General features: G+C 73.0%; 15 protein-coding genes and 1 pseudogene. 8 read left to right on the top strand and 8 right to left on the bottom strand.

What is annotated here, in order from left to right:
* The first annotated feature begins 146 nt into the window (after window positions 1-146).
* The 3 genes from glmM to MVG78_RS15230 are packed head-to-tail and all read left to right on the top strand — an operon-like array spanning window position 147 to window position 3,231.
* Complete coding sequence (glmM, locus tag MVG78_RS15240; RefSeq protein WP_247552843.1) at window positions 147-1,565, top strand: phosphoglucosamine mutase; 1,419 nt, start codon at window positions 147-149, stop codon at window positions 1,563-1,565.
* Window positions 1,562-2,413 carry a bifunctional hydroxymethylpyrimidine kinase/phosphomethylpyrimidine kinase gene (gene thiD / locus MVG78_RS15235; RefSeq protein ID WP_247552842.1) on the top strand — a complete coding sequence of 284 codons (852 nt, stop codon included), beginning with the start codon at window positions 1,562-1,564 and terminating at the stop codon, window positions 2,411-2,413. Before glmM ends, thiD begins: the two co-directional genes overlap by 4 nt.
* On the top strand, window positions 2,392-3,231 hold the full coding sequence (locus tag MVG78_RS15230; RefSeq protein ID WP_345892834.1) for a PhzF family phenazine biosynthesis protein: 840 nt from the start codon (window positions 2,392-2,394) through the stop codon (window positions 3,229-3,231). Before thiD ends, MVG78_RS15230 begins: the two co-directional genes overlap by 22 nt.
* Here MVG78_RS15230 and MVG78_RS15225 read toward each other — a convergent pair.
* Complete coding sequence (locus MVG78_RS15225) at window positions 3,198-4,265, bottom strand: AI-2E family transporter (RefSeq protein ID WP_247552841.1); 1,068 nt, start codon at window positions 4,263-4,265, stop codon at window positions 3,198-3,200. The two genes, MVG78_RS15230 and MVG78_RS15225, sit on opposite strands and share 34 nt — an antisense overlap.
* 358 nt (window positions 4,266-4,623) lie before the next feature.
* Here MVG78_RS15225 and MVG78_RS15220 point away from each other — a divergent pair, with 358 nt between their 5' ends.
* Window positions 4,624-5,796 (top strand): phosphoserine transaminase, encoded by a 1,173-nt coding sequence (locus tag MVG78_RS15220; protein WP_247552839.1) that lies wholly within the window; start codon window positions 4,624-4,626, stop codon window positions 5,794-5,796.
* A gap of 18 nt (window positions 5,797-5,814) precedes the next feature.
* Here MVG78_RS15220 and MVG78_RS15215 read toward each other — a convergent pair whose 3' ends face one another.
* The gene (locus MVG78_RS15215) at window positions 5,815-6,378 is read right to left on the bottom strand and encodes a hypothetical protein (RefSeq protein ID WP_247552838.1); all 564 of its coding nucleotides are present in this window, start codon (window positions 6,376-6,378) and stop codon (window positions 5,815-5,817) included.
* Window positions 6,379-6,490: 112 nt separating this feature from the next.
* Between MVG78_RS15215 and MVG78_RS15210 the strand changes: the two genes are divergently transcribed.
* Both MVG78_RS15210 and MVG78_RS15205 read left to right on the top strand, forming a co-directional pair.
* The gene (locus MVG78_RS15210; protein WP_247552836.1) at window positions 6,491-7,669 is read left to right on the top strand and encodes an ATP phosphoribosyltransferase regulatory subunit; all 1,179 of its coding nucleotides are present in this window, start codon (window positions 6,491-6,493) and stop codon (window positions 7,667-7,669) included.
* Between the two features lie 2 nt (window positions 7,670-7,671).
* Window positions 7,672-8,961 carry an adenylosuccinate synthase gene (locus MVG78_RS15205; RefSeq protein WP_247552834.1) on the top strand — a complete coding sequence of 430 codons (1,290 nt, stop codon included), beginning with the start codon at window positions 7,672-7,674 and terminating at the stop codon, window positions 8,959-8,961.
* 25 nt (window positions 8,962-8,986) lie between these two features.
* On the opposite strand, the gene MVG78_RS15200 is transcribed toward MVG78_RS15205, so the two are convergent.
* Window positions 8,987-10,276: a serine/threonine-protein kinase gene (locus tag MVG78_RS15200; RefSeq protein ID WP_247552832.1), complete on the bottom strand. Its 1,290-nt coding sequence runs from the start codon at window positions 10,274-10,276 to the stop codon at window positions 8,987-8,989.
* A gap of 182 nt (window positions 10,277-10,458) precedes the next feature.
* Here MVG78_RS15200 and MVG78_RS15195 point away from each other — a divergent pair, with 182 nt between their 5' ends.
* Window positions 10,459-12,582 carry a glycosyltransferase family 4 protein gene (locus tag MVG78_RS15195; protein WP_247552830.1) on the top strand — a complete coding sequence of 708 codons (2,124 nt, stop codon included), beginning with the start codon at window positions 10,459-10,461 and terminating at the stop codon, window positions 12,580-12,582.
* A 113-nt stretch (window positions 12,583-12,695) separates the two neighbouring features.
* On the opposite strand, the gene MVG78_RS15190 is transcribed toward MVG78_RS15195, so the two are convergent.
* From MVG78_RS15190 to secD, 4 genes are all read right to left on the bottom strand, one after another.
* The gene (locus tag MVG78_RS15190; RefSeq protein WP_247552828.1) at window positions 12,696-13,865 is read right to left on the bottom strand and encodes an EAL domain-containing protein; all 1,170 of its coding nucleotides are present in this window, start codon (window positions 13,863-13,865) and stop codon (window positions 12,696-12,698) included.
* A gap of 141 nt (window positions 13,866-14,006) precedes the next feature.
* A complete protein-coding gene (locus tag MVG78_RS15185) occupies window positions 14,007-14,942 on the bottom strand; it encodes a tripartite tricarboxylate transporter substrate-binding protein (RefSeq protein WP_247552826.1) in 936 nt (311 codons plus the stop codon).
* Between the two features lie 28 nt (window positions 14,943-14,970).
* On the bottom strand, window positions 14,971-15,972 hold the full coding sequence (secF, locus tag MVG78_RS15180; RefSeq protein ID WP_428480820.1) for a protein translocase subunit SecF: 1,002 nt from the start codon (window positions 15,970-15,972) through the stop codon (window positions 14,971-14,973).
* A 20-nt stretch (window positions 15,973-15,992) separates the two neighbouring features.
* Window positions 15,993-17,576, bottom strand: a complete 1,584-nt coding sequence (secD, locus tag MVG78_RS15175) for a protein translocase subunit SecD (protein WP_428480819.1) — start codon at window positions 17,574-17,576, stop codon at window positions 15,993-15,995.
* A gap of 196 nt (window positions 17,577-17,772) precedes the next feature.
* Between secD and MVG78_RS15170 the strand changes: the two genes are divergently transcribed.
* Window positions 17,773-18,744 carry a Gfo/Idh/MocA family protein gene (locus MVG78_RS15170; RefSeq protein ID WP_247552820.1) on the top strand — a complete coding sequence of 324 codons (972 nt, stop codon included), beginning with the start codon at window positions 17,773-17,775 and terminating at the stop codon, window positions 18,742-18,744.
* 262 nt (window positions 18,745-19,006) lie between these two features.
* On the opposite strand, the pseudogene MVG78_RS22100 reads toward MVG78_RS15170, so the two are convergent.
* A pseudogene (locus MVG78_RS22100) lies at window positions 19,007-19,324 on the bottom strand (DUF1345 domain-containing protein); the annotation flags it as partial.
* Window positions 19,325-19,383: the final 59 nt, after the last annotated feature.

The following is a 19,383-nucleotide window of genomic DNA, read 5'->3' as shown; positions in this document are numbered from 1 at the left end:
CCATGCATCCTGTGACGGGGGCCGGGTCGCTCCGGCGCCAGCATGGAACAAACCGGGCGCGTCCGGGTTGTTCCACGGCGGGCCATTCCGCTCTAGAGCTTCGCCCTTTCCGCCCGGCTCCCGGGCCGTCCTTGCGAGCATGGTGCATGAGCAAACACGCCTCGTCTTCCCAGCGACGCCTCTTCGGGACGGATGGTATCCGCGGCGTGGCGAACCAGGCGCCGATGGATGCGGCGACGGCGTTGCGGCTGGGGCAGGCGGCGGGGCGGTACTTCAACCGGGGCGGGCACCGGCACCGGGTGGTGATCGGCAAGGACACGCGGCTCTCGGGCTATCTGCTGGAACCGGCGCTGACGGCGGGTTTCGTGAGCGCGGGGATGGATGTGGTGCTGCTGGGGCCGCTGCCGACGCCGGCCATTGCCATGCTGACGCGCAGCCTGCGGGCCGATCTGGGCGTGATGATCTCGGCCAGCCACAATCCTTTCGAGGATAACGGCATCAAGCTCTTCGGGCCGGACGGGCTGAAGCTGTCGGACGCGCAGGAGAACGAGATCGAGGCGCTGATGGCGGGCGACCTGTCCGCCGCGCTGGCGGCGCCGGGGCGGCTGGGGCGGACCTCGCGGCTGGAGGATGCGGCGGGGCGCTATATCGAGGCGGCGAAATCCGCCTTCCCCAAGGGGCTGACCCTGGCCGGGATGCGCATCGTGGTGGATTGCGCGAATGGCGCGGCCTATCGCGTGGCGCCGACCGTGCTGTGGGAACTGGGGGCGGAGGTCGTGCCGCTGGGCGTCAACCCGGACGGGTTCAACATCAATGCCGGCTGCGGCTCCACCGCGCCGGGACGGATGGCGGAGCTGGTGCGGGAGCGGCGGGCGGATCTGGGCATCGCGCTGGACGGCGATGCCGACCGGCTGGTGATGTGCGACGAGACGGGGGCCATCGTGGATGGCGACCAGATCCTGGCGCTGGTGGGCGAGACCTGGGCGGCGCAGGGGCGGCTGCGCGGCGGCGCGGTGGTGGCCACGGTGATGTCCAATCTGGGCCTGGAGCGGCGGCTGAAGGCCCAGGGCATCGGGCTGGAGCGGACGCGGGTGGGCGACCGCTATGTGGGCGAGCGGATGCGCGAGCTGGGCTGCAACCTGGGCGGCGAGCAGTCGGGGCACCTGATCCTGGCGGATCACGGCACGACGGGCGACGGGCTGGCGGCGGCGTTGCAGGTCCTGGCGGCGATCGTGGAGGAGAAGCGGCCGGCGAGCGCGGTCTGCCGCCGTTTCGAGCCGCTGCCGCAGAAGCTGGTGAATGTGCGGCATTCGGGCGGCGACCCGCTGGCGAACCCGGCGGTGGGCGAGGCGATCCGCGCCGCCGAGGCGGAGCTGGGGCAGCGCGGGCGGCTGCTGATCCGCCCCAGCGGCACGGAGCCGCTGATCCGGGTGATGGTGGAGGCGGAGGAAGCCTCCATGGTGGAGCGGCTGGCGACGGAACTGGCCGAGACCATCCGGGCCGTGGCGGCCACGCCGGAGCGGAAGCCCGCCGCGAAACCCGGCCGGCAGGAGGCCGCGGAATGAAGGGGCGGGTTCTCATCATCGCCGGATCGGATTCCGGCGGCGGCGCCGGCATCCAGGCGGATATCAAGGCGGTCACCGCGCTCGGCGGCTATGCCGCCACGGCGATCACGGCGCTGACGGCGCAGGACACGCTGGGCGTCCATGCCGTGCATCCGGTGCCGCAGGATTTCATCGCGCAGCAGGTCGCGCTCAGCCTCGCCGATATCGGCGCCGATGCGGTGAAGACCGGCATGCTGGGCGACAGCGCCACCATCGGCACCGTGGCGGCGGCGCTGGAGCGGGACGGGCGCGGCATCCCGCTGGTGCTGGACCCGGTGATGGTGGCCAAGGGCGGCTCCCGCCTGCTGGCGGAGGAGGCGGTGGCGGCGCTGAAGCGGCGGCTGCTGCCCCTGGCCACGGTGGTCACGCCGAACATCCCCGAGGCCGAGGTGCTGGCGGGAGGGGCGATCCGCGATCTGGACGGGATGCGGGCGGCGGCGGCGGCGATCCTGGCGCTGGGCGTGCCGGCGGTGCTGCTGAAGGGCGGGCACCTGCCGGGCGAGCGGCTCCATGACCTGCTGGCCACGCCGGAGGGCGAGGAGGTCTTCGAGAGCGCGCATATCGACACGGTGCATACCCATGGCACGGGCTGCACCCTGGCCAGCGCCATCGCGACGGGGGTGGCTCAGGGGCTGACGCTGCGGGATTCGGTGGCGCGGGGCCGGGCCTATGTGCGGGCGGCGATCCGGAACGCGCCGGGCTTCGGCAAGGGGCATGGGCCGCTGGACCACGGGGTGACGGTGGACCCGGCGCGGGTCGAGGCCCTGTCCCGGGAGGAGTCGCCCCCTTGCGAGGATTCGCCCCGATGATGCTGCATGCCTTCTTCGTGGATGCCTTCGCCGAGCGGGTCTTCGAGGGCAATCCGGCGGCGGTGGTGCCGCTGGAGACCTGGCTGCCGGACCGGGTGATGCAGGCCATGGCGGCCGAGCACAATCTGAGCGAGACGGCCTTCCTGATCCCGGACGGGGTCGGGCAGTGGCACCTGCGCTGGTTCACCCCGGCGATGGAGGTGGAGCTTTGCGGCCATGCCACGCTGGCGACGGCGCATGTGCTGGCCACGGAACTCGGCGTGGACGGGCCGCTGCACTTCCGCACCCTGTCGGGGATGCTGGGGGTGGAGCGGGACGGGGATCTCTACGTGCTGGACTTCCCGGCCCGCGACGCGGTCCGCGCGGAGCCGCCCGCCGGGCTCGCCGAGGCGCTGGGCGCCGCGCCGCGCGAGGTCTGGCGCTCGCGCGACTGGCTCTGCGTCTTCGACACGGCGGAGGAGGTGCGGCGCCTGCAGCCGGATCACGGGCGCATCGCCGCGCTGGGTGGCGGGGGTGCCACCCCGGCGCGGGTGATCGCCACCGCCCCCGGGGATGACGGAGTGCATGACGTGGTCTCCCGCTTCTTCGCGGCCAGCGTCGGCGTGCCGGAGGACCCGGTGACCGGCGTGGCGCATACCCAGCTCCTGCCCTTCTGGGCGGGGCGGCTGGGGCGGCGGAAGCTGGTCTGCCGCCAGGCCAGCCGGCGCGGCGGCACGCTCTGGTGCGAGCTGCGGGACGGGCCTGATGGGCAGGCCCGTGCCCTGCTGGGCGGGAAGGCGGTGCTCTACGGCCGGATGGAGCTGCCGCTGCCGGGCTGAGCCCGGCCTTCGGCCTGCACCGCCTCCGCATCCTCGCGGTCCTCCAGGCGGAGCCTGATGTAGGATGCCTGCACCACCGTCATCGCCACGGCCAGGATCGGAGCGGCCAGCACCACGCCGAGCAGCCCCGCCACCGTTCCCATGACCGTCTGCGACAGCAGCAGCAAGGCGGGCGGCAGGTCGGCGGTCTGCTTCTGCACGATGGGGGTCAGGACGTTGCCCTCCAGCATCTGCACCAGGAAGTAGACGCCGAGCGCCCAGGGCACGAGGGAGGAGTCCTTGCCCAGAGCCATCAGCGCCGCCGGCAGGGCGGCCGCGATGGCGCCGATATAGGGCACGAAGCTGGTCAGCCCGGCGATGGCACCAAGCAGGGGGGAAAGCGGCACGCCCAGCGCCCAGAGGCCCAGCCAGATCAGCACGCCGTTGAAGACCATGGCGCAGAGGGCGCCGAGCAGCCAGCCGCGCAGCGCGCCGCCGGCGGCGTCGAGCACATGCATCCCGTCCGGCCGCAGGTCGGGCGAGAGCAGGGCGGCGAAGCCGCGGCGGTAGAGCGAGGGCTCCGAGGCGAGGTAGAGCGCCAGCAGCACGATCAGCACGATGTTGGCGAGGCCGCCCAGCGTGCCGGTGATGCCCATGGCCGCCATGCCGGCCGCCTGGTCGCCGACCGCGGAGATCACCCGCTCCGGCTGGAAATGCTCGATCTGCTGCTGGATCCAGGGGAAGTCGGACAGATGGTCCTGCAGCGAGCGCAGGGCCTGGGGGGCGGACTGGGCGAAGAGCTGGATCTGGGCGGAGAGCGGCTTGATCGAGGCCCAGACGCCCAGGCCGAGCACGAGGACGACGAGCACGGCCACCAGCAGCACGGCCCAGCCGCCGCCGAGTCCCGTCTTCACCACGATGGGCCCGGCCAGGGCACGCAGCCCCACCGCGAGGATGGCGCCGGCGAAGCCGATCAGGAGCGCATTGGGCACCAGCCAGCACATCAGCGCGAAGGCGATGAGCAGGACGGTGATCGAGAGGGTCGAGCGGGTCATGCGCGTGGAAACGCTCCGTTACGGTGGGGCAGGTATGCGGTGCCCTCCGCGATCCCGGCAAGCGGCGCGCCGATCAAGGAAGGCGGCGCGGTGTTCCGCAAGGGGACGCGCAGGATGGCTGCGGGTGTGGAACAATGCCGGCCGGCAGGGTTCGGTTGCTCGGTGGCGGGTGAGGGGCGGGCATGCACCGGGCGCCATGCTGCGCCGTGCCCAACCGCAGGGCGGGAGCGCATCGCCCGGCCGCGTCCTTGCCTGGCGGCCCGGTGGCGGCGTAACCCTCTGGCCTTCCCGCAAGGGCCGGGGGCCGGGTCCACCGTCTCCACCGGCGGGAAGCACCGACTGGGAAGACCGCACGCCGATGCCCGCCGCGAACGACAAGCCGAATCTCCGCCCGAGCAATCCCTGTTTCTCCTCCGGCCCCTGCGCCAAGCGGCCCGGCTGGTCGCCGGAGGTGCTGGCCGGGGCCATGGTCGGGCGCAGCCATCGCGCGAAGGGGCCCAAGGCGCGGCTGGCCGAGGTGATCGAGCGGTCGCGGGCCGTGCTGGGCATGCCCGAGGGCTGGCGGCTGGGCATCGTGCCGGCCTCCGACACCGGGGCGGTGGAGATGGCGCTCTGGTCGCTGCTGGGCGCGCGGGGCGTGGACGTGCTGAGCTGGGAATCCTTCTCCGGCGAATGGGCCAACGACATCGTCGCGCAGCTCCGCCTGCCGGATGCGCGGGTGCTGAAGGCGCCCTATGGGCGGTTGCCGGATCTTGGCGCCGTGGACTGGGCGCGGGACGTGGTCTTCGTCTGGAACGGCACGACCTCCGGCGTGCGGGTGCCGGACGGGGGCTGGATCGCGCCGGACCGCGAGGGGCTGGCGATCTGCGACGCCACCTCGGCGGCCTTCGCCATGGAACTGCCCTGGGACCGGCTCGATGTGGTGACCTGGTCCTGGCAGAAGGTCCTGGGCGGCGAGGCGGCGCATGGGATGCTGGCGCTCTCGCCCCGCGCCGTGGAGCGGCTGGCGGCCTTCACGCCCGACCGGCCGCTGCCGAAGGTCTTCCGCCTCGCCAAGGGCGGCAAGCCGATCGAGGGCATCTTCGCCGGGGATACGATCAACACGCCCTCCATGCTCTGCGTCGAGGATGCGCTGGACGGGCTGCGCTGGGCGGAGTCCGTGGGCGGGCTGCCGGGGCTGGTGGCGCGGTCGCAGGCGAACCTCGCCGCCGTCGCGCGCTGGGTGGAGGGGCGCGACTGGGTGGAGTTCCTGGCCGAGGACCCGGCCACGCGCTCCTCGACCTCGATCTGCCTGCGCGTCGTGGCGCCCTGGTTCACCGCGCTCGATGCCGAGGCGCAGGGCAAGGCGGCGAAGCTGCTGACCGGGCTGGTCGAGGCGGAGGGAGCGGGCTTCGACCTCGCCCCCTATCGCGACGCGCCGCCGGGGGTGCGGATCTGGGGCGGCGCCACGGTGGAGACGGCCGATATCGAGGCGCTGCTGCCCTGGCTCGACTGGGCCTATGCCGAGACCAGAGCGCGCTTCGCGGGCTGAGGCCCGGCTGGCCTGCCGTCAGAAGGGCAGGCCGGAATTGCTGCGGCCGCCCGGGCTGCTGGCCACCAGGGCGGTCTGCGCGGCCGCCTGGTCCACCAGCGGCAGGCGGGGCAGGTGCTGCAGCCGTTGCAGCGTGGTGGCGCCACCGAGCGGGAAGGCCGGGCCGGTGAGTGCCGCCTGGGCGCGTGCCATGTCGCCGGCCTGGGAAGCCTGGAGGGCGCGGTAGAGGCCGAGCTGGACCGGGCGGGGCGGGGCGTTCTTGGCGATGCCGGCGGCCTGCCGCATCTGGCGGCGGGCCATCAGCAGTTGCGGCTGGAGGGTGGAGATCCGGCCCGTCTGCCAGATCGGGTCGCTCTGGGCCGCCTCGGCGAGCTGCTCGATGCGCAGCGCGGCGAAGAGCGACTTGTCCAGCCGCCCTTCCATCCCGGCGGTATGGCCGAAATCCTCCAGCGCGTTCTGCGCGCCGAGGGTGAAGGGGTCGCCCCAGCCCGACACGTCCGGGCCGGGCTGGGGCGTGGTGCAGGCGCCCAGGGGGAGGGCGAGCAGCAGGGGGACGAGGAGAAGAGCGGCTGGCCTTTTCATGGCAGACCTTCGTGGATGCCGGATGTGAACGGTTCTCCGGCCTTGCCGTTCACCGTACAGACTGCCACACAGCCGCGCGCGCTTTTCATGCCGCACGAGACCGCGAGACGAGATGCCTTCCGACAGTCCCAACCCCGCCCTGCTGCCGGCGGGCCTGTCCGACCTGCTCCCCCCCGACGCCGCCCGCGAGGCCGAGCTGGTGGAGGCGATGCTCGCCGTCTTCGCCGCGCATGGCTATGAGCGGGTGAAGCCGCCGCTGCTGGAATTCGAGGAAGGGCTGCTGGCCGGCTCCGGCGCCGCCGTGGCGGAACAGACCTTCCGCCTGATGGACCCGGTGAGCCAGCGCATGATGGGGCTGCGCGCCGACATGACGCCGCAGGTGGCGCGGCTGGCCGCGACCCGGCTGCGCGGGGTGGAGCGGCCGCTGCGGCTGTCCTATTCCGGCCAGGTGCTGCGGGTGCGCGGCTCCCAGATCGCGCCGGAGCGGCAGTTGCCGCAGGCGGGGATCGAGCTGATCGGCATCGACTGCGCCGCCGCCGATGCCGAGGTGGCGCTGGTGGGCGTCGAGGCGCTGGCGAAGGTGGGGGTGGAGAATGTCGCGCTGGATATCACGCTGCCCGCCATGTCCCCGGCGCTGCTGGATGCCGCCGGGCTGACGGGCGAGGCGCGGCAGGCCCTGGCGCGGGCGCTGGACCGCAAGGATGCCGCCGCCGTGACCGCCCTGGCCGAGCAGGCCGGGCCGCCGGCCGTGTTCCTGCCCGGGCTGCTGGCCGCCGCGGGGCCCGCCGATGCCGCGCTGGCGGCGCTGGAGGCCGCCGCCCTGCCGCCGCAGGCACGCGCCATCGCCGACAATGCCAAGGCGGTGATCGCCGCCATCCGCGTGCGGGCGCCGGCGCTGCGCATCACGCTGGACCCGGTGGAATTCCGCGGCCTGCGCTATCACACCGGGGTGGCCTATACGATCTTCGGCCCGGGCCGCACCGGCGAGATGGCACGGGGCGGGCGGTACATGTCGGGGGAGGAGCCCGCGACGGGGCTGACGCTCTATCCGGATGCCGTGCTGCGCGCCGCGCCGCGCCGGGCGGAGCCGGACCGGGTCTTCCTGCCCGTGGCGGCCGATCCCGCCGCCGGGGCCGCGCTGCGCGCGAAGGGCTTCGTCACGGTGCAGGCGCTGTCGCGGGATGATGATCCGCGCCGCCTGCGCTGTTCCCATATCCTGCGCGGCCGGGAGGCCGTGCCGCTCGCCGATTTACGCACCGACGCAAGCGCGTCGACTTCCGGAAAGGACTGAACATGGCCAATGTCGCCGTGATCGGCGCCCAGTGGGGCGACGAGGGCAAGGGCAAGGTCGTGGACTGGCTGGCCAGCCGCGCCGATATCGTCGTCCGCTTCCAGGGTGGCCACAATGCGGGCCACACGCTGGTGGTGGGCAACCAGACCTACAAGCTGAGCCTGCTGCCCTCCGGCGTGGTGCGGGGCAAGCTGGGCATCATCGGCAATGGCGTGGTGCTGGACCCGGTGGCGCTGCTGAGCGAGATCGAGAAGGTCGGCGCCCAGGGGCTGGAGGTCGGCCCGCACAACCTGCGCATCGCCGAGAACGTGCCGCTGATCCTGCCGCTGCACCCGGCGCTGGACAAGGCGCGCGAGGCGGCGCGGGGCGAGAACAAGATCGGCACCACGGGCCGCGGCATCGGCCCGGCCTATGAGGACAAGGTGGCGCGCCGTGCCATCCGTCTCTGCGACCTGGCGGACGAGGCGACGCTCTCGGCCAAGCTGGACGAGCTGCTGCTGCACCACAACACGCTGCTGCGCGGGCTGGGTGCCGAGGAGTTCCGAAAGGAGGACCTGCTCAAGGACCTGCTGGCGCTGGCGCCGAAGCTGCTGCCCTTCGCCGAGCCGGCCTGGGAGCGGCTGGACGCCGCCCGCACCGAGAACAAGCGCGTGCTGTTCGAGGGCGCGCAGGCGGTGATGCTGGACGTGGACCACGGCACCTATCCCTATGTCACCTCCTCCAACACCGTGGCGGGCAATGCCGCGGCGGGGGCGGGCGTCGGGCCGCATGCGGTCGGCACGGTGCTGGGCATCGCCAAGGCCTATACCACCCGCGTCGGCTCCGGGCCGTTTCCGACGGAGCTGCATGACGAGATCGGCAAGCGGCTGGGCGAGCGGGGCCGCGAATTCGGCACCGTGACGGGCCGCCCGCGCCGCTGCGGCTGGTTCGACGCCACGCTGGTGCGGCAGGCGGTGAAGGTCGGCGGCGTGCAGGGCCTGGTGCTGACCAAGCTGGACGTGCTGGACGGGCTGAAGGAGATCAAGGTCTGCACCGGATACCGGCTGGATGGCGAGGTGGTGAAGCGCCTGCCGGCCTCCGCCGCCGCCCAGGCCAGGGTGGAGCCGATCTACGAGACCATGGAGGGCTGGAGCGAGAGCACCAAGGGCGCGCGCTCCTGGGCCGAACTGCCGGCGACGGCGGTGAAGTATGTCCGCCGCATCGAGGAACTGGTCGAGGCGCCGGTGACGATGCTCTCCACCAGCCCGGAGCGCGACGACATCATCCTGATGAGCGACCCCTTCGCGGGCTGAGCCGCCGGGCTCCGGAGGCGGCGGGTCAAGGCCCGCCGCCATCCCCGGCATAGAGGAAGACCACTTCCGCCACGGCCAGCGAGAGTTCCCGCGTGTCGTCGCCCCGGCCCTCGCGCGCCGGGCTGCCATGGGTGAGGCTGTCGAGGCGCAGCACGTCGAAGGCCAGCGCCTCCTCCGGCTCGATCAGAACCTCCGTCCCGCCTTCCACGGCTTGCAGGCGCAGCGGCGCGTGGCGGGCATCAAGGCTGGCCAGGAGGCGGGGCCGGTCGCTGCCATAGACCTGGGCCACCCGCAGCCGCACCGCGCGCACCGGGCGCCAGGGGTCCGGATTCTCGACCATGCCGCTCGGCCCCATCCAGCGGAAGGCTTCCTCGGGCGGGTGCCAGCCCAGGGTGAAGGCACCGTCGCCGGGGCCGAGGCGCCGTTCCGCCGGCAGCGCAGCCGGGGGCGGCGTCGCCTCGTCGAGCAGGGCGCGCAGGGGGGTGAGCAGGGCCTCCAGCCTGTCATCGGGCGCGCCGATCCGCCCGCCTGCCGGGCCGGCGCCGGCGATCAGGCCCATCACATGCTCCACGAAAGCCTCGAAGCGGGCGTCGCGCGTGGCGAAGCCATGGTCGAGGTCCAGCCGCAGCCGCGCGGCCTGGAGGGTGCTGGCCTGTTCCAGCCGCCGCAGCCGCGCCGCGAGGCCGGCCAGGGTCTCGGCCTCCTGGAGCGCGACCGGCGCCAGTGCCCACCGGGCCAGGGGCACCTCCACGCCTTCGGCCCGGATCTCCACGCTCAGCCCCGCCTCGCCGATCTCCTCCGGCCGCAGCGACAGGGCGAAGCGGATCACCGAGGCGCCGTCGGGGCGGGGGCGGGGCGGCTCCGCCACCATGGCGCGCGGTAGGGCACCGTTCACCCGCGCGGAAAGGGGAGGGGCGAAGACCCCGTTCACGGCGTTCACCAGGCGGCCATGCAGCACGCCCTGGCGTGCCTCCAGTGCCTCCACCACCGGCTCTCCCGGGCCGAGCAGGGTCCAGGCCACGCGGCCGTCCGCCAGGGCGAGGGGCGGTGCCAGATCCCCGTCGCCGCCGGGCTGGGCGAAGCGCAGCATGTCGCCGGGCGGGGCACAGGGCAGGCGGCCGATGCGGAGCGTGAGCAGGTCGCCGGGCTGGAACTCCCCGGGGACCGCCGGGGCCTCGGCGCGGCCGGCCTCCATGCCGCCCAGCCAGGCGGCCAGGGGCTCTTCCAGCCGGCCCGGCGCCACGCAGCGCAGGCGCAGGAGGCCCGTCTCCAGCCCCGCATGTTCGAATGCCGGGGGCGTCGGCCTTTCCGTCAAAACGTCTTCCTCTCCTGTTCCGGCACGATGTCCCGCTACCTCCACGGGATGGGCGGGCATGGGCGTGACGCAATCCTCTTGAGAAGTTAATCCTTCATCAACCATTGGGCGAGAGAGCCCCTTTCAGTTGGGAGATCAGGCTTCTGCGTCCCAGGCTGCACGTCTTCTCCCCGATGCCGCCGATGCGGAACGGGATCGCCGATTATGCCCGGGCCCTGACCGATGCCCTGTCCGGTTCCTATGACTGCGACATCCGCGAATCGGAGGAGGCCGCCGGGGCCGCCGTTCCGGCCGGGGCGCGGGCACTGCACCAGCTCGGCAACAATCCCGGCCATGCCTTCGTGCTGCGCGCACTGCGGCGGGTGCCGGGGGTGGTGACGCTGCATGACATGACCCTCGCCGTGCCTGCGGGGCTGGCATTGCCACGAGCGGAGATCCGGGAGGCCTGTCCGGCGCTGTGGGACGGGCTGGGGAAGCCCTGGCTGGAGCAGGGGCGGATGCCCGGCGCGGCGGCTTCGGCCCTGGACCTGCTGCGGCCCGCCCTGCAGGGGGCGAGGGCCGTGGTGGTGCATTCGCGCCATGCGGAAGGGCTCTTGCGGCAGCGCTGCCCGGAACTGGCCCTGCGCTGCGCGGTCATCCCGCATCTGGCCTTGCCCGGCCCCTCGGACCGGGAGGCGGCGCGCGCCGCGCTGGGCCTGCCGGGGGATGCCTTCCTGCTCCTCACCGCCGGCTTCGCGTCCCGCGCCAAGCGCCTCGGCTGGGTGGCGGAGGCCGTGGCCGCGCTGGCGCCGCGCCGTCCGGGCCTGCTCTGGCTCCATGCCGGGGAATGGGACGAGGCGGTGACCGGCCCGCCTGGCCCGGTGGTGGAGCGGCTGCGGGCGCAGGGGCGGCTGCGTGTCACCGGATTCCTGGACGAGACGCAACTCGGCCTCCATGTCGCCGCCTGCGATGTTCTGGCCAATCTGCGCGCGCCCTCGGTGGGAGAGAGTTCCGGCACCCTGGCGCGGGCCCTGGCGGCGGGGCGCTGCGCGCTGGTGTCCGACACGGGGGCCTATGCCGAACTGCCGCGCGACGTGGTGCTGGCCGTGCCCGCCCTGGCGCCGCAGCGCGCGATGGTGGCGGCCCTGGCGGCGCTGAGCCGCGAGCCGGGGCTGCGCGACGCGATCGGAGAGCGGGCGCGGCTTTTCGCCCATACGGTGCTTTCGCCGGAGGCGGTGGCGCGGGCCTATCGCGCCGTGATCGAGGATTTCCGCGCCGCGCCGCCGCCCCTGGCCCTGCCTGGACCTCTCGCACGGCCGGCGGTGCCGTGTGGCACTCCTCCGCGCATCCTGCTGGTCTCACCCCTTTCACCCGAGCCCGTGTGGGCGGGAAATGCCGCCCGGATCTTCCGGCTGGCCGGGGCCATGGCCAGCCGCGGATTGCCGATGGAACTGGCGGCGCCTGCCACCGCGCCGCACTCCGGGGCGTCGCCCTGGATGGCGCGGCATGCGATCCCCTGGCGCCCGGCGCGCTTCCCCGCCCATGCCGACCGCTGGGCCCTGGACGACTGGTGCCCGCCGGAAACGGTGGAGGCGGTCGCGGCACTGCACCGGCGGGAGCGCTACGACGCGGTGATCGCGTCCTATACCTGGATGTCGGCGGTGCTGGAGGCGGTTCCGGGGGCCTTCCGCGTGCTGGACACGCATGACCTCGTCGGCGGGCGGGCGGGGGAGGCGGCGCGGCTGGGCCTGGCGCCGTCCTGGTTCTGGACCGGACTGGCCGAGGAGGAGGCGGGACTGGCGCGGGCCGATCTGGTGCTGGGCATCCAGCCCGAGGAAAGCACGGTGCTGCGCCAGCGGGGCGCGCGCGGTGCTGACGGTCGGGCATGCCGCCACCCCAGGCGGCGGGGCACTCCGCGCCACGGGGGTGGGGAGGGGGCCGGCGGCCTGGGAGTTCGGGCTGCTGGCGAGCGCCAATGTCTGGAACATCCAGGCCGTGGCGGCGCTGGACGGGGCGCTGGCGGCCCGCCATCCGGGGATTCCCTGGCTCCTGGCCGGGGAGGCGGGGGTGGCGGGGGGATTCCGCTCCGCCGGGGTCGCGATGGGGCCGGTGGCGGAGGCGGGCGCCTTCTACCGGCTGGTGGACTGTGTGGTGAATCCGGTCGAGGGCGGCACGGGGCTGAAGATCAAGACCGTGGAGGCGCTCGGCCTGGGGCATCCGGTGATCGGCACGCGCCATGCCTTCGCCGGACTCGGCGCGCGGCATCCGGCGCAACAGGCCGGGGACGCCGCGGCGGTGGCGGGCTGGATGGCGGAATACCGGGATAGCCCCGCCCTGCGCGCGGAACTCCTGGCGGCCTCCCGGGAACTGGCGGGACAATGGCAGGCGGCGGTGGAAGAGGGGCTGGACCGCCTCGCGGCGCTGCTGCGGGCGGGCCGGGTCAGTCCGGAGCCTGGGCCCGGCGCGCCAGGTTGAAGCGCGGCTGCGTCCAGCTCCGCGACCAGACCGGCAGCACTTCCGCCGGCATGGGGCGGCCGACCGCGTAGCCCTGTGCATGCGAGACCCCGGCGGCGGCGGCGGCGTGCCAGAGGCAGGGGTCGGAAATGCCCTCCGCGATCACCCGCATCCTGGCCGAATCGGCCCGGCGCACGACGCGCCGCACCATGTTCCGCGCCCGGTGGCTGTGGCGCATGGCGGCGGTGACGCTGCGGTCGAGCTTCACGCCGCCGAAGGGCAGGTCCAGCAGCGATTCGCGGGGATCGTCCAGGCAGAGGTCGTCCAGCAGCACCTCATGGCCCGCCCGGCGCAGCCGGAGCAGGGCGCGGCGCAGCAGGCTGCGGTCCTCGACCGGCGTGGTCTCCGTCAGCTCCAGGGCCAGGGCATGGGCGGGCAGGCCGGACTCGGCCAGGATGCGGCCGAGCCAGGCGGCGGTGTCGTCCTGCAGCAGCACGGCCAGCGGCAGGTTGACCGAGACGCGGCAGTTCGTCCCCCGGCGGCGGCGGCGGCGCACCACGGCGAATTCCCGCGCCGCGCGGCGGGTCACGGCGATGGAAAGGTCCAGCCCCAGTCCGGCGCTTTCCACGATCGGCACGAAGCTCTCGGGCGAGCAGCGCTCGGTCGGTGCCTCCCAGCGCGCCAGGGCCTCCGCGCCGGCGGGGCGGCCATCGCGGATGCGGACGATGGGCTGGTAGCGCACCGAGACCTGGCCTTGCGTCAGGCCAAGGCGGATCGCTTCCAGATCCTCCGTCAGGGAGGTGGCGGGGGGCAGGGAACGCATGGCGGCGCGAATCGCGCGGGGCGACAGGGCGGCGGCGTGGTCGCGGCTCAGCACCATGCTGCGGGTGGCGCCGAAGGCATCGGCCGTGGCGACGCGGAGCTCGTCGATCCCCTCGCCGCTGGCGCCGTCCTCCAGGATCAGGAGGCGGGGCGGTTCGTCCGCCGCCAGGACGGCATTGAGGGCTTCCTGTGGGGAGAAAGCCTGTTGCAGCGCGGAGGGCGGCTGGCCAAGGGCGCTCACCGCGCTGCGCGCGGCCCGCAGGACCCCCTGGTCCTGGGTCAGGACCATGATGTGTGCCTGGAAGTCCTCCGTCCTGTCGCCGGAACTGATCATGGGCGTCGCAAAGCGTTCCTCCCGCTGATCCGCAGCATATGGGCATGAATCGGTCACGGGGAAAGAAGTTACATTAGTATCAAAAAATAGACAACCTCAGAATGTCTCCGCCGCCGGAATCAGCCTACGTCCTGCCGTCCGCTACAGCTTCAGGGTTGCCAGCTGCTGGCGGACCAGCCGGGTCCAGTCGGCCTCGCCCAGGAAGGCGGGGAGGATGCCTGCGGCATTCGACTGCGCCACGTATTCCGGGTCCGCCACCACCCGGGCCAGCGCCGTGGACAGCGGGGCGGCCACGGCATCCGGCGTGGTGGCGGGCAGCGCGAAGCCGCGCCGGGCGGAAGCGACCAGGGGAATGCCCCGTTCGCCCAGGGTCGGCGTTTCCGGAAGCAGCGCGCAGCGTTCCGCTAGGGCCAGGCCCAGCGCCTTGAGCCGGCCTTCCTGGATCGCGGTGATGGCATCGGAGAGACGGACCAGCGCGGCGGAGACATTGCCCGAGAGGGTCGCCTGCCGGGCGGCGGCGGCGGAGGGGAAGTGCAGCGGCGCCAGCGGCAGGTGCTCCTGCAGCGCCGGGGCGGCCAGCGCGGCTGTGGAACCCTCCGGTGGCAGGGCCAGGGTTTGCGGCTCCCGTTCTCGTTGCAGGCTGGCGAGGCTCGTTTCCGGTGGCGCGACGAGGACGAGAGGATCCTCCGCCACGGCGCCGAGGAGGCGGAGACGCCGGAACAGGCCGGAGGCACGGCCCGTCCCGGGCTGGGCGAAGATATCGGGCGTGACCACGTAGCCCAGGCTGCGGCCATCGGCCGGTGCGGCGGCGATGCCGGCCAGGAGTTGCGCGCGGGTGGCATCCGGGCGGTTCGCCACGGAAACGGCATGGTGCGGCAGGTGGCGTTCCAGGAAGGGGGCGAAGGCGCGGAGCCAGAGATCCGCCGGCCCGCCTTCCGCCCCGCCAGTCACGAGGGTGACATTCTCCATGGCCCCGGCGGGATGGACCCGCGCGAGGAAGGGCGCGGCCAGCCCCGCTGTCAGGCCCAGCAGCAGGCGCCTGCGCGGTGATGTCACCGGCGGGGACCCGGCCGGCATGTCCGGGTCTCGCCTCACCGGCCCGCCGTCATCGCTGCGGCTGGGCCTCCGGCTTCTGCGGGGCCTTCTGCGGGGCCTTCGCGCCGGCCGGCGGAGCGGCGGGGCGGGGCTCGCCGCCGCGGCGCAGCCGGTGCTCCCCCAGGAAAAGCAGCAGGGGCGCGGCGATGAAGATCGAGGAGGAGGTCGCCACGACGATGCCGAAGATCACCGTCCAGGCGAAGCCGGAGAGCGTGTCGCCCCCGAACAGGGCCAGCGGCAGGGCGGACAGCAGCAGCGTGACCGAGGTGCCGACGGTGCGGTTCAGCGTCTGGTTGATCGAGAGGTCGATGACTTCCCGCAGCGGCGTGGTCTTGAACTTGCGCAGGTTCTCGCGGACGCGGTCATAGACCACGACCTTGTCATTCACGCCGAAGCCGATGATCGTCAGGATCGCGGCGACGGTGGTCAGGTTGAACTCGATCTGCGTGACGACCAGGAAGCCCACCGCCTTGGTGGTGTCGAGGATCAGCGTCGTCACCGCGCCCACGGCGATCTGCCACTCGAAGCGGATCCAGATGTAGATCAGCATCGCCAGCAGCGAGAAGCCGAGGGCGTAGAGGCCGTTGCGGAACAGCTCGTCCGAGACACGGTTGCCCACGGCGTCGGTGCGCAGGATGCGGCTGCCGGGGGCGACCTGGTCCAGCGCGCCGCGCACGCGGTTGACGACCTGCTGGGTCGCGGCCTCGTCGCCCTGCACCGGCAGGCGGATCAGCACGCTGTCGGGACTGCCGAATTCCTGCACGCCGGCCTCGCCCACGCCCAGCGCATCGAGCGCGGAGCGGGTGCGGCCCAGATCGGCGGGGCCGGGGGTGCGGACCTCCATCAGGATGCCGCCCTTGAAGTCGATGCCCTTCTCCATGCCGGGATGGAAGGCCAGCACCACGGAGGCCAGCGACAGGATCGCCGAGACCAGGATGCCCATGTAGCGGCCGCGCATGAAGGGGATGCGCGTGCCGTCCGGGACGACGCGGAAGAGGGGGCGGGACAGCAAATGGAACATCGGGATGCCCTTCAGACCGGCAGGCTGCGCGGCCGGCGCGAGCGGAACCAGACGCTGATCATGAGCCGCACCAGCGTCGTGGCGGTGAAGAGATGGACGAAGGTGCCCAGTGCCACGGTCACGGCGAAGCCCTTCACCGGGCCGGAGCCGAAGATGTAGAGGGCGGCCATGGCCAGCAGGTTGGTCACGTTGCTGTCCAGGATGGTGCCATAGGCCTTGCTGAAGCCGGCCTCCAGGGCGGAGGCGGGCGAACGCCCGGCCTGCACCTCCTCACGGATGCGCTCGTTGATGAGGATGTTGGCATCGACCGCCGTGCCCAAAGTGAGCACGACGCCGGCGATGCCGGGCAGGGTAAGGGTGGCCCCCAGCAGGGACAGGGCGGCGCCGGTCAGTACGAGATTGACCAGCAAAGCGAGGTTGGCGAACCAGCCGAAGAGCCCGTAGGCGGTGCCCATGTAGAGCAGCACGAGGAAGGTGCCGGTGCCGAGCGCGATCAGCCCGGCGCGGATGGCGTCGGCGCCGAGCTCGGGGCCGACGGTACGCTCCTCCACCACCGTCAGCGGCGCGGGCAGGGCGCCGGCGCGCAGCAGGGCGGCGAGATCGCTGGCCGACTGGGCGTTGAAGGAGCCGCTGATCTGGCCGCGGCCGCCGGTGATCGGCTCGCGGATCACCGGGGCGGTCAGCACCTTGTCGTCGAGGACGATGGCGAAGGGGCGGCCGACATTGGCGCGGGTGATGTCGGCGAAGCGGCGGGAGCCGACCGAATCGAAGGTGAAGCTGACCACCCATTCGCGGGTCTGCGGGTCCTGCGAGGCGCGGGCGTCGGACAGGTTGGCGCCGTCCACCGCCACCTGGCGGCGGACCACGTAGCGCTGCCCGTCGCGTTCCCCGGTCAGGATCATGTCGCCCGGCGGCGGCACGGTGGCCTGCGGGTTGGCGTTCTCGTCCAGCAGGTGGAAGGTCATCTTGGCGGTGCGGCCGAGGAGTTCCTTGATCCGGTTCGGATCGTCCACGCCGGGGAGCTGCACCAGCACGCGGTCCTGGCCCTGGCGGGCGACGAGGGCCTCGGCCACGCCGGTCTCGTCCACGCGGCGGCGGACGATCTCCACCGACTGGTCCACGGCGCCGCTGGCACGGGCCTGCAGGCCGGCCTGGGTGACGGTGACGGTCAGCGTGCCGTCCGGGGCGCTGGCGACCTCGATATCCGGGCTGCTGGCGCCGGTGGAGGCGGTGACCGGGTTCGCCAGGTCGCGCAGCTGGGCCGCCGCCGTGTCGGCCTGGGCCGGGTCGCGCAGGCGCACGGTCACGCGGCGGTTCGGCTCGTCCGTCGTGATGGCGGTGTAGCCGATGTTGTTCTGCCGCAGCCGGGTGCGGGCGCCGTCGGCGATGGCCTCCAGCCGGTCATGCGCCACGCGGTTCAGGTCCACCTCCAGAAGGAGGTAGGAGCCGCCGCGCAGGTCGAGGCCGAGGGAGATCTGCCGCTGCGCCCAGGAGGGCAAAGCGGAGCGGGGGAGGAAGTTGGGAAGGCAGAGCAGGATGCCGAGCGCGATGACACCGAGGATCGCGGCGACCTTCCATCGCGCGAAGTACAGCATGGTCCTTGAAATCAGCCCCTGGTTGAGGGGGCGGAACATGAAGTTTGCGCCGGTTTCATGCAAGGTGCTGCCGTGATGCGGATCGTGACAGGGGCACCGTGGTGGGGGCTTCCGCGCTTCAACCCGGCGCCCGGATGATCTAGAGCCGGCGGCGGGGTGCGGAAATTCTGCACTCGAACGGCGCCGGAGAGGATCGATGCGGCTGAAACTGGGCGTGCTCGGGGCCGGGCATTTCGGGCGGTTCCATGTGCTGAAGGCCGCTGCCGGACCGCGGGTGGAGCTGGTGGGGCTGCACGACCACGACCCGGCGCGCGCCGCCGCCGTGGCCGCGGAGGTGGGGGTGCCCGCGCTCTCCGCCGCCGAGGCGATCGCGCGGGCCGATGCGGTGATCGTCGCGACGCCGACCGCCTTCCACCACGGGCTGGCGAAGCAGGCGCTGGAGGCCGGGCGGCATGTGCTGGTGGAGAAGCCGGTCGCCGCGACGCTGGCCGAGGCGGACGAGCTGATCGCCCTGGCGGCGGCGAAGGGGCTGGTGTTGCAGGTCGGGCATCTGGAGCGCTTCTCCGCCGGCTTCGCCACGCTGATGGGCGGCGAGGGCGGGGTGGCGGCCCGGGTCGGGCGGCCGCTCTACATGGAGGCGGTGCGGATCGCGCCCTTCCGGCCCCGCTCGCTGGACGTGCCGGTGGTGCTGGACCTGATGGTGCACGATATCGACCTGGCCTTCGCCCTGTTCGGCGCGCCGCTGGTGGGCGTCGATGCGGTGGGCGGGCCGATCGCCTCGGCGCAGACGGATATCGCCAATGCCCGGCTGCGCTTCGGCAATGGCGGGGTGGCGACGCTGACGGCGAGCCGGGTCAGCCTGAAGATGGAGCGGCGCCTCCGCCTCTTCGGCACCGGGGGCTATCTGCAGATGGATTTCCTGGCCCGCACCATGCACGTGGTGCGCAAGGGCGAGGGCACGGCGCTGGAGCAGTTGCCGGGCTTCGGCGCGGCCCAGGAATCCTGGCAGGACCGCGACAGCCTGGAGGCGGAGCATGCCGGCTTCGTGGCCGCCTGCCTGGACGGCGCACCGGTGCGGGTGGATGGCGCGGCCGGGCGGGCGGCGCTGGATGCCGCGTTGCGGGTGGAGGAGGCACTGGCCGCCTCGCGCCTCGCCGCCGGGGTCTGAGGCGCCACGCTCCCGGCGGCCGGCGGGTTGTCCGACGGCGCGCCCTTTCCGCCCCGGCACCGGGAGGCGTGACAGGGTTGTGACATTTCAGCGGATGGTCAGCATCAGCTCGCGAGGCTGGCCGCGATATTGACGGTACCGGCGATGACGGCGGCGTTGAAGATGAAGGCGAGGATGGCGTGCAGCAGTACCAGCCGCCGCATTCCGGGGAGGAGGTGGTGACGTCCGAGACCTGGGCCGTCATGCCCACGGTGAAGGAGAAGTAGAGGAATTCCAGCAGGTCCGGATGCTTCTCGCCGCCGGGGAACTCGATGCCGCCGCGCAGGGTGGCCTCATGCATGTAATGCGTCGCGAAGAGCACCTGCACGAAGATCCAGGACAGAAGGACCGTGGCCATGGCGAGGACCGGGGTCCAGGGCGAGCTTCCCTTGGCCCCGGCCATGTCGAGCGCCACCCCGATCAGGGAGACCAGCACCGCCGCCACCGTGCCGCTCAGCACGCCCCAGCGCGTCTCGTCGAGAGCCTCGGCGCGCTTCTTGGCCAGCCTCGGATCGGCGGTCAGGGCGCCGTGGAGCAGCATCAGGAGATAGACCAGCATCGCCGCGTCCCAGCCGAGCAGCAGGGCGGCGGAATGGCGCA

Source organism: Roseomonas gilardii subsp. gilardii, from assembly GCF_023078375.1.
Classification (GTDB): Bacteria; Pseudomonadota; Alphaproteobacteria; order Acetobacterales; family Acetobacteraceae; genus Roseomonas; species Roseomonas gilardii.
Note: the sequence above shows the minus strand (reverse complement) of the source record. Positions and strands in the feature narration are given on the sequence as shown.

What these genes read in the sequence shown, in the direction of transcription:
- MVG78_RS15220 (WP_247552839.1), top strand. Translation starts at nt 4,624, where the DNA reads ATGCCCGCCGCGAACGACAAGCCGAATCTCCGCCCGAGCAATCCCTGT.
- MVG78_RS15195 (WP_247552830.1), top strand. Translation starts at nt 10,459, where the DNA reads ATGCGGAACGGGATCGCCGATTATGCCCGGGCCCTGACCGATGCCCTG.
- thiD (WP_247552842.1), top strand. Translation starts at nt 1,562, where the DNA reads ATGAAGGGGCGGGTTCTCATCATCGCCGGATCGGATTCCGGCGGCGGC.
- MVG78_RS15185 (WP_247552826.1), bottom strand. Translation starts at nt 14,942, where the DNA reads ATGCCGGCCGGGTCCCCGCCGGTGACATCACCGCGCAGGCGCCTGCTG.
- MVG78_RS15225 (WP_247552841.1), bottom strand. Translation starts at nt 4,265, where the DNA reads ATGACCCGCTCGACCCTCTCGATCACCGTCCTGCTCATCGCCTTCGCG.
- MVG78_RS15190 (WP_247552828.1), bottom strand. Translation starts at nt 13,865, where the DNA reads ATGATCAGTTCCGGCGACAGGACGGAGGACTTCCAGGCACACATCATG.
- MVG78_RS15210 (WP_247552836.1), top strand. Translation starts at nt 6,491, where the DNA reads ATGCCTTCCGACAGTCCCAACCCCGCCCTGCTGCCGGCGGGCCTGTCC.
- MVG78_RS15205 (WP_247552834.1), top strand. Translation starts at nt 7,672, where the DNA reads ATGGCCAATGTCGCCGTGATCGGCGCCCAGTGGGGCGACGAGGGCAAG.
- MVG78_RS15170 (WP_247552820.1), top strand. Translation starts at nt 17,773, where the DNA reads ATGCGGCTGAAACTGGGCGTGCTCGGGGCCGGGCATTTCGGGCGGTTC.
- glmM (WP_247552843.1), top strand. Translation starts at nt 147, where the DNA reads ATGAGCAAACACGCCTCGTCTTCCCAGCGACGCCTCTTCGGGACGGAT.
- MVG78_RS15215 (WP_247552838.1), bottom strand. Translation starts at nt 6,378, where the DNA reads ATGAAAAGGCCAGCCGCTCTTCTCCTCGTCCCCCTGCTGCTCGCCCTC.
- secD (WP_428480819.1), bottom strand. Translation starts at nt 17,576, where the DNA reads ATGCTGTACTTCGCGCGATGGAAGGTCGCCGCGATCCTCGGTGTCATC.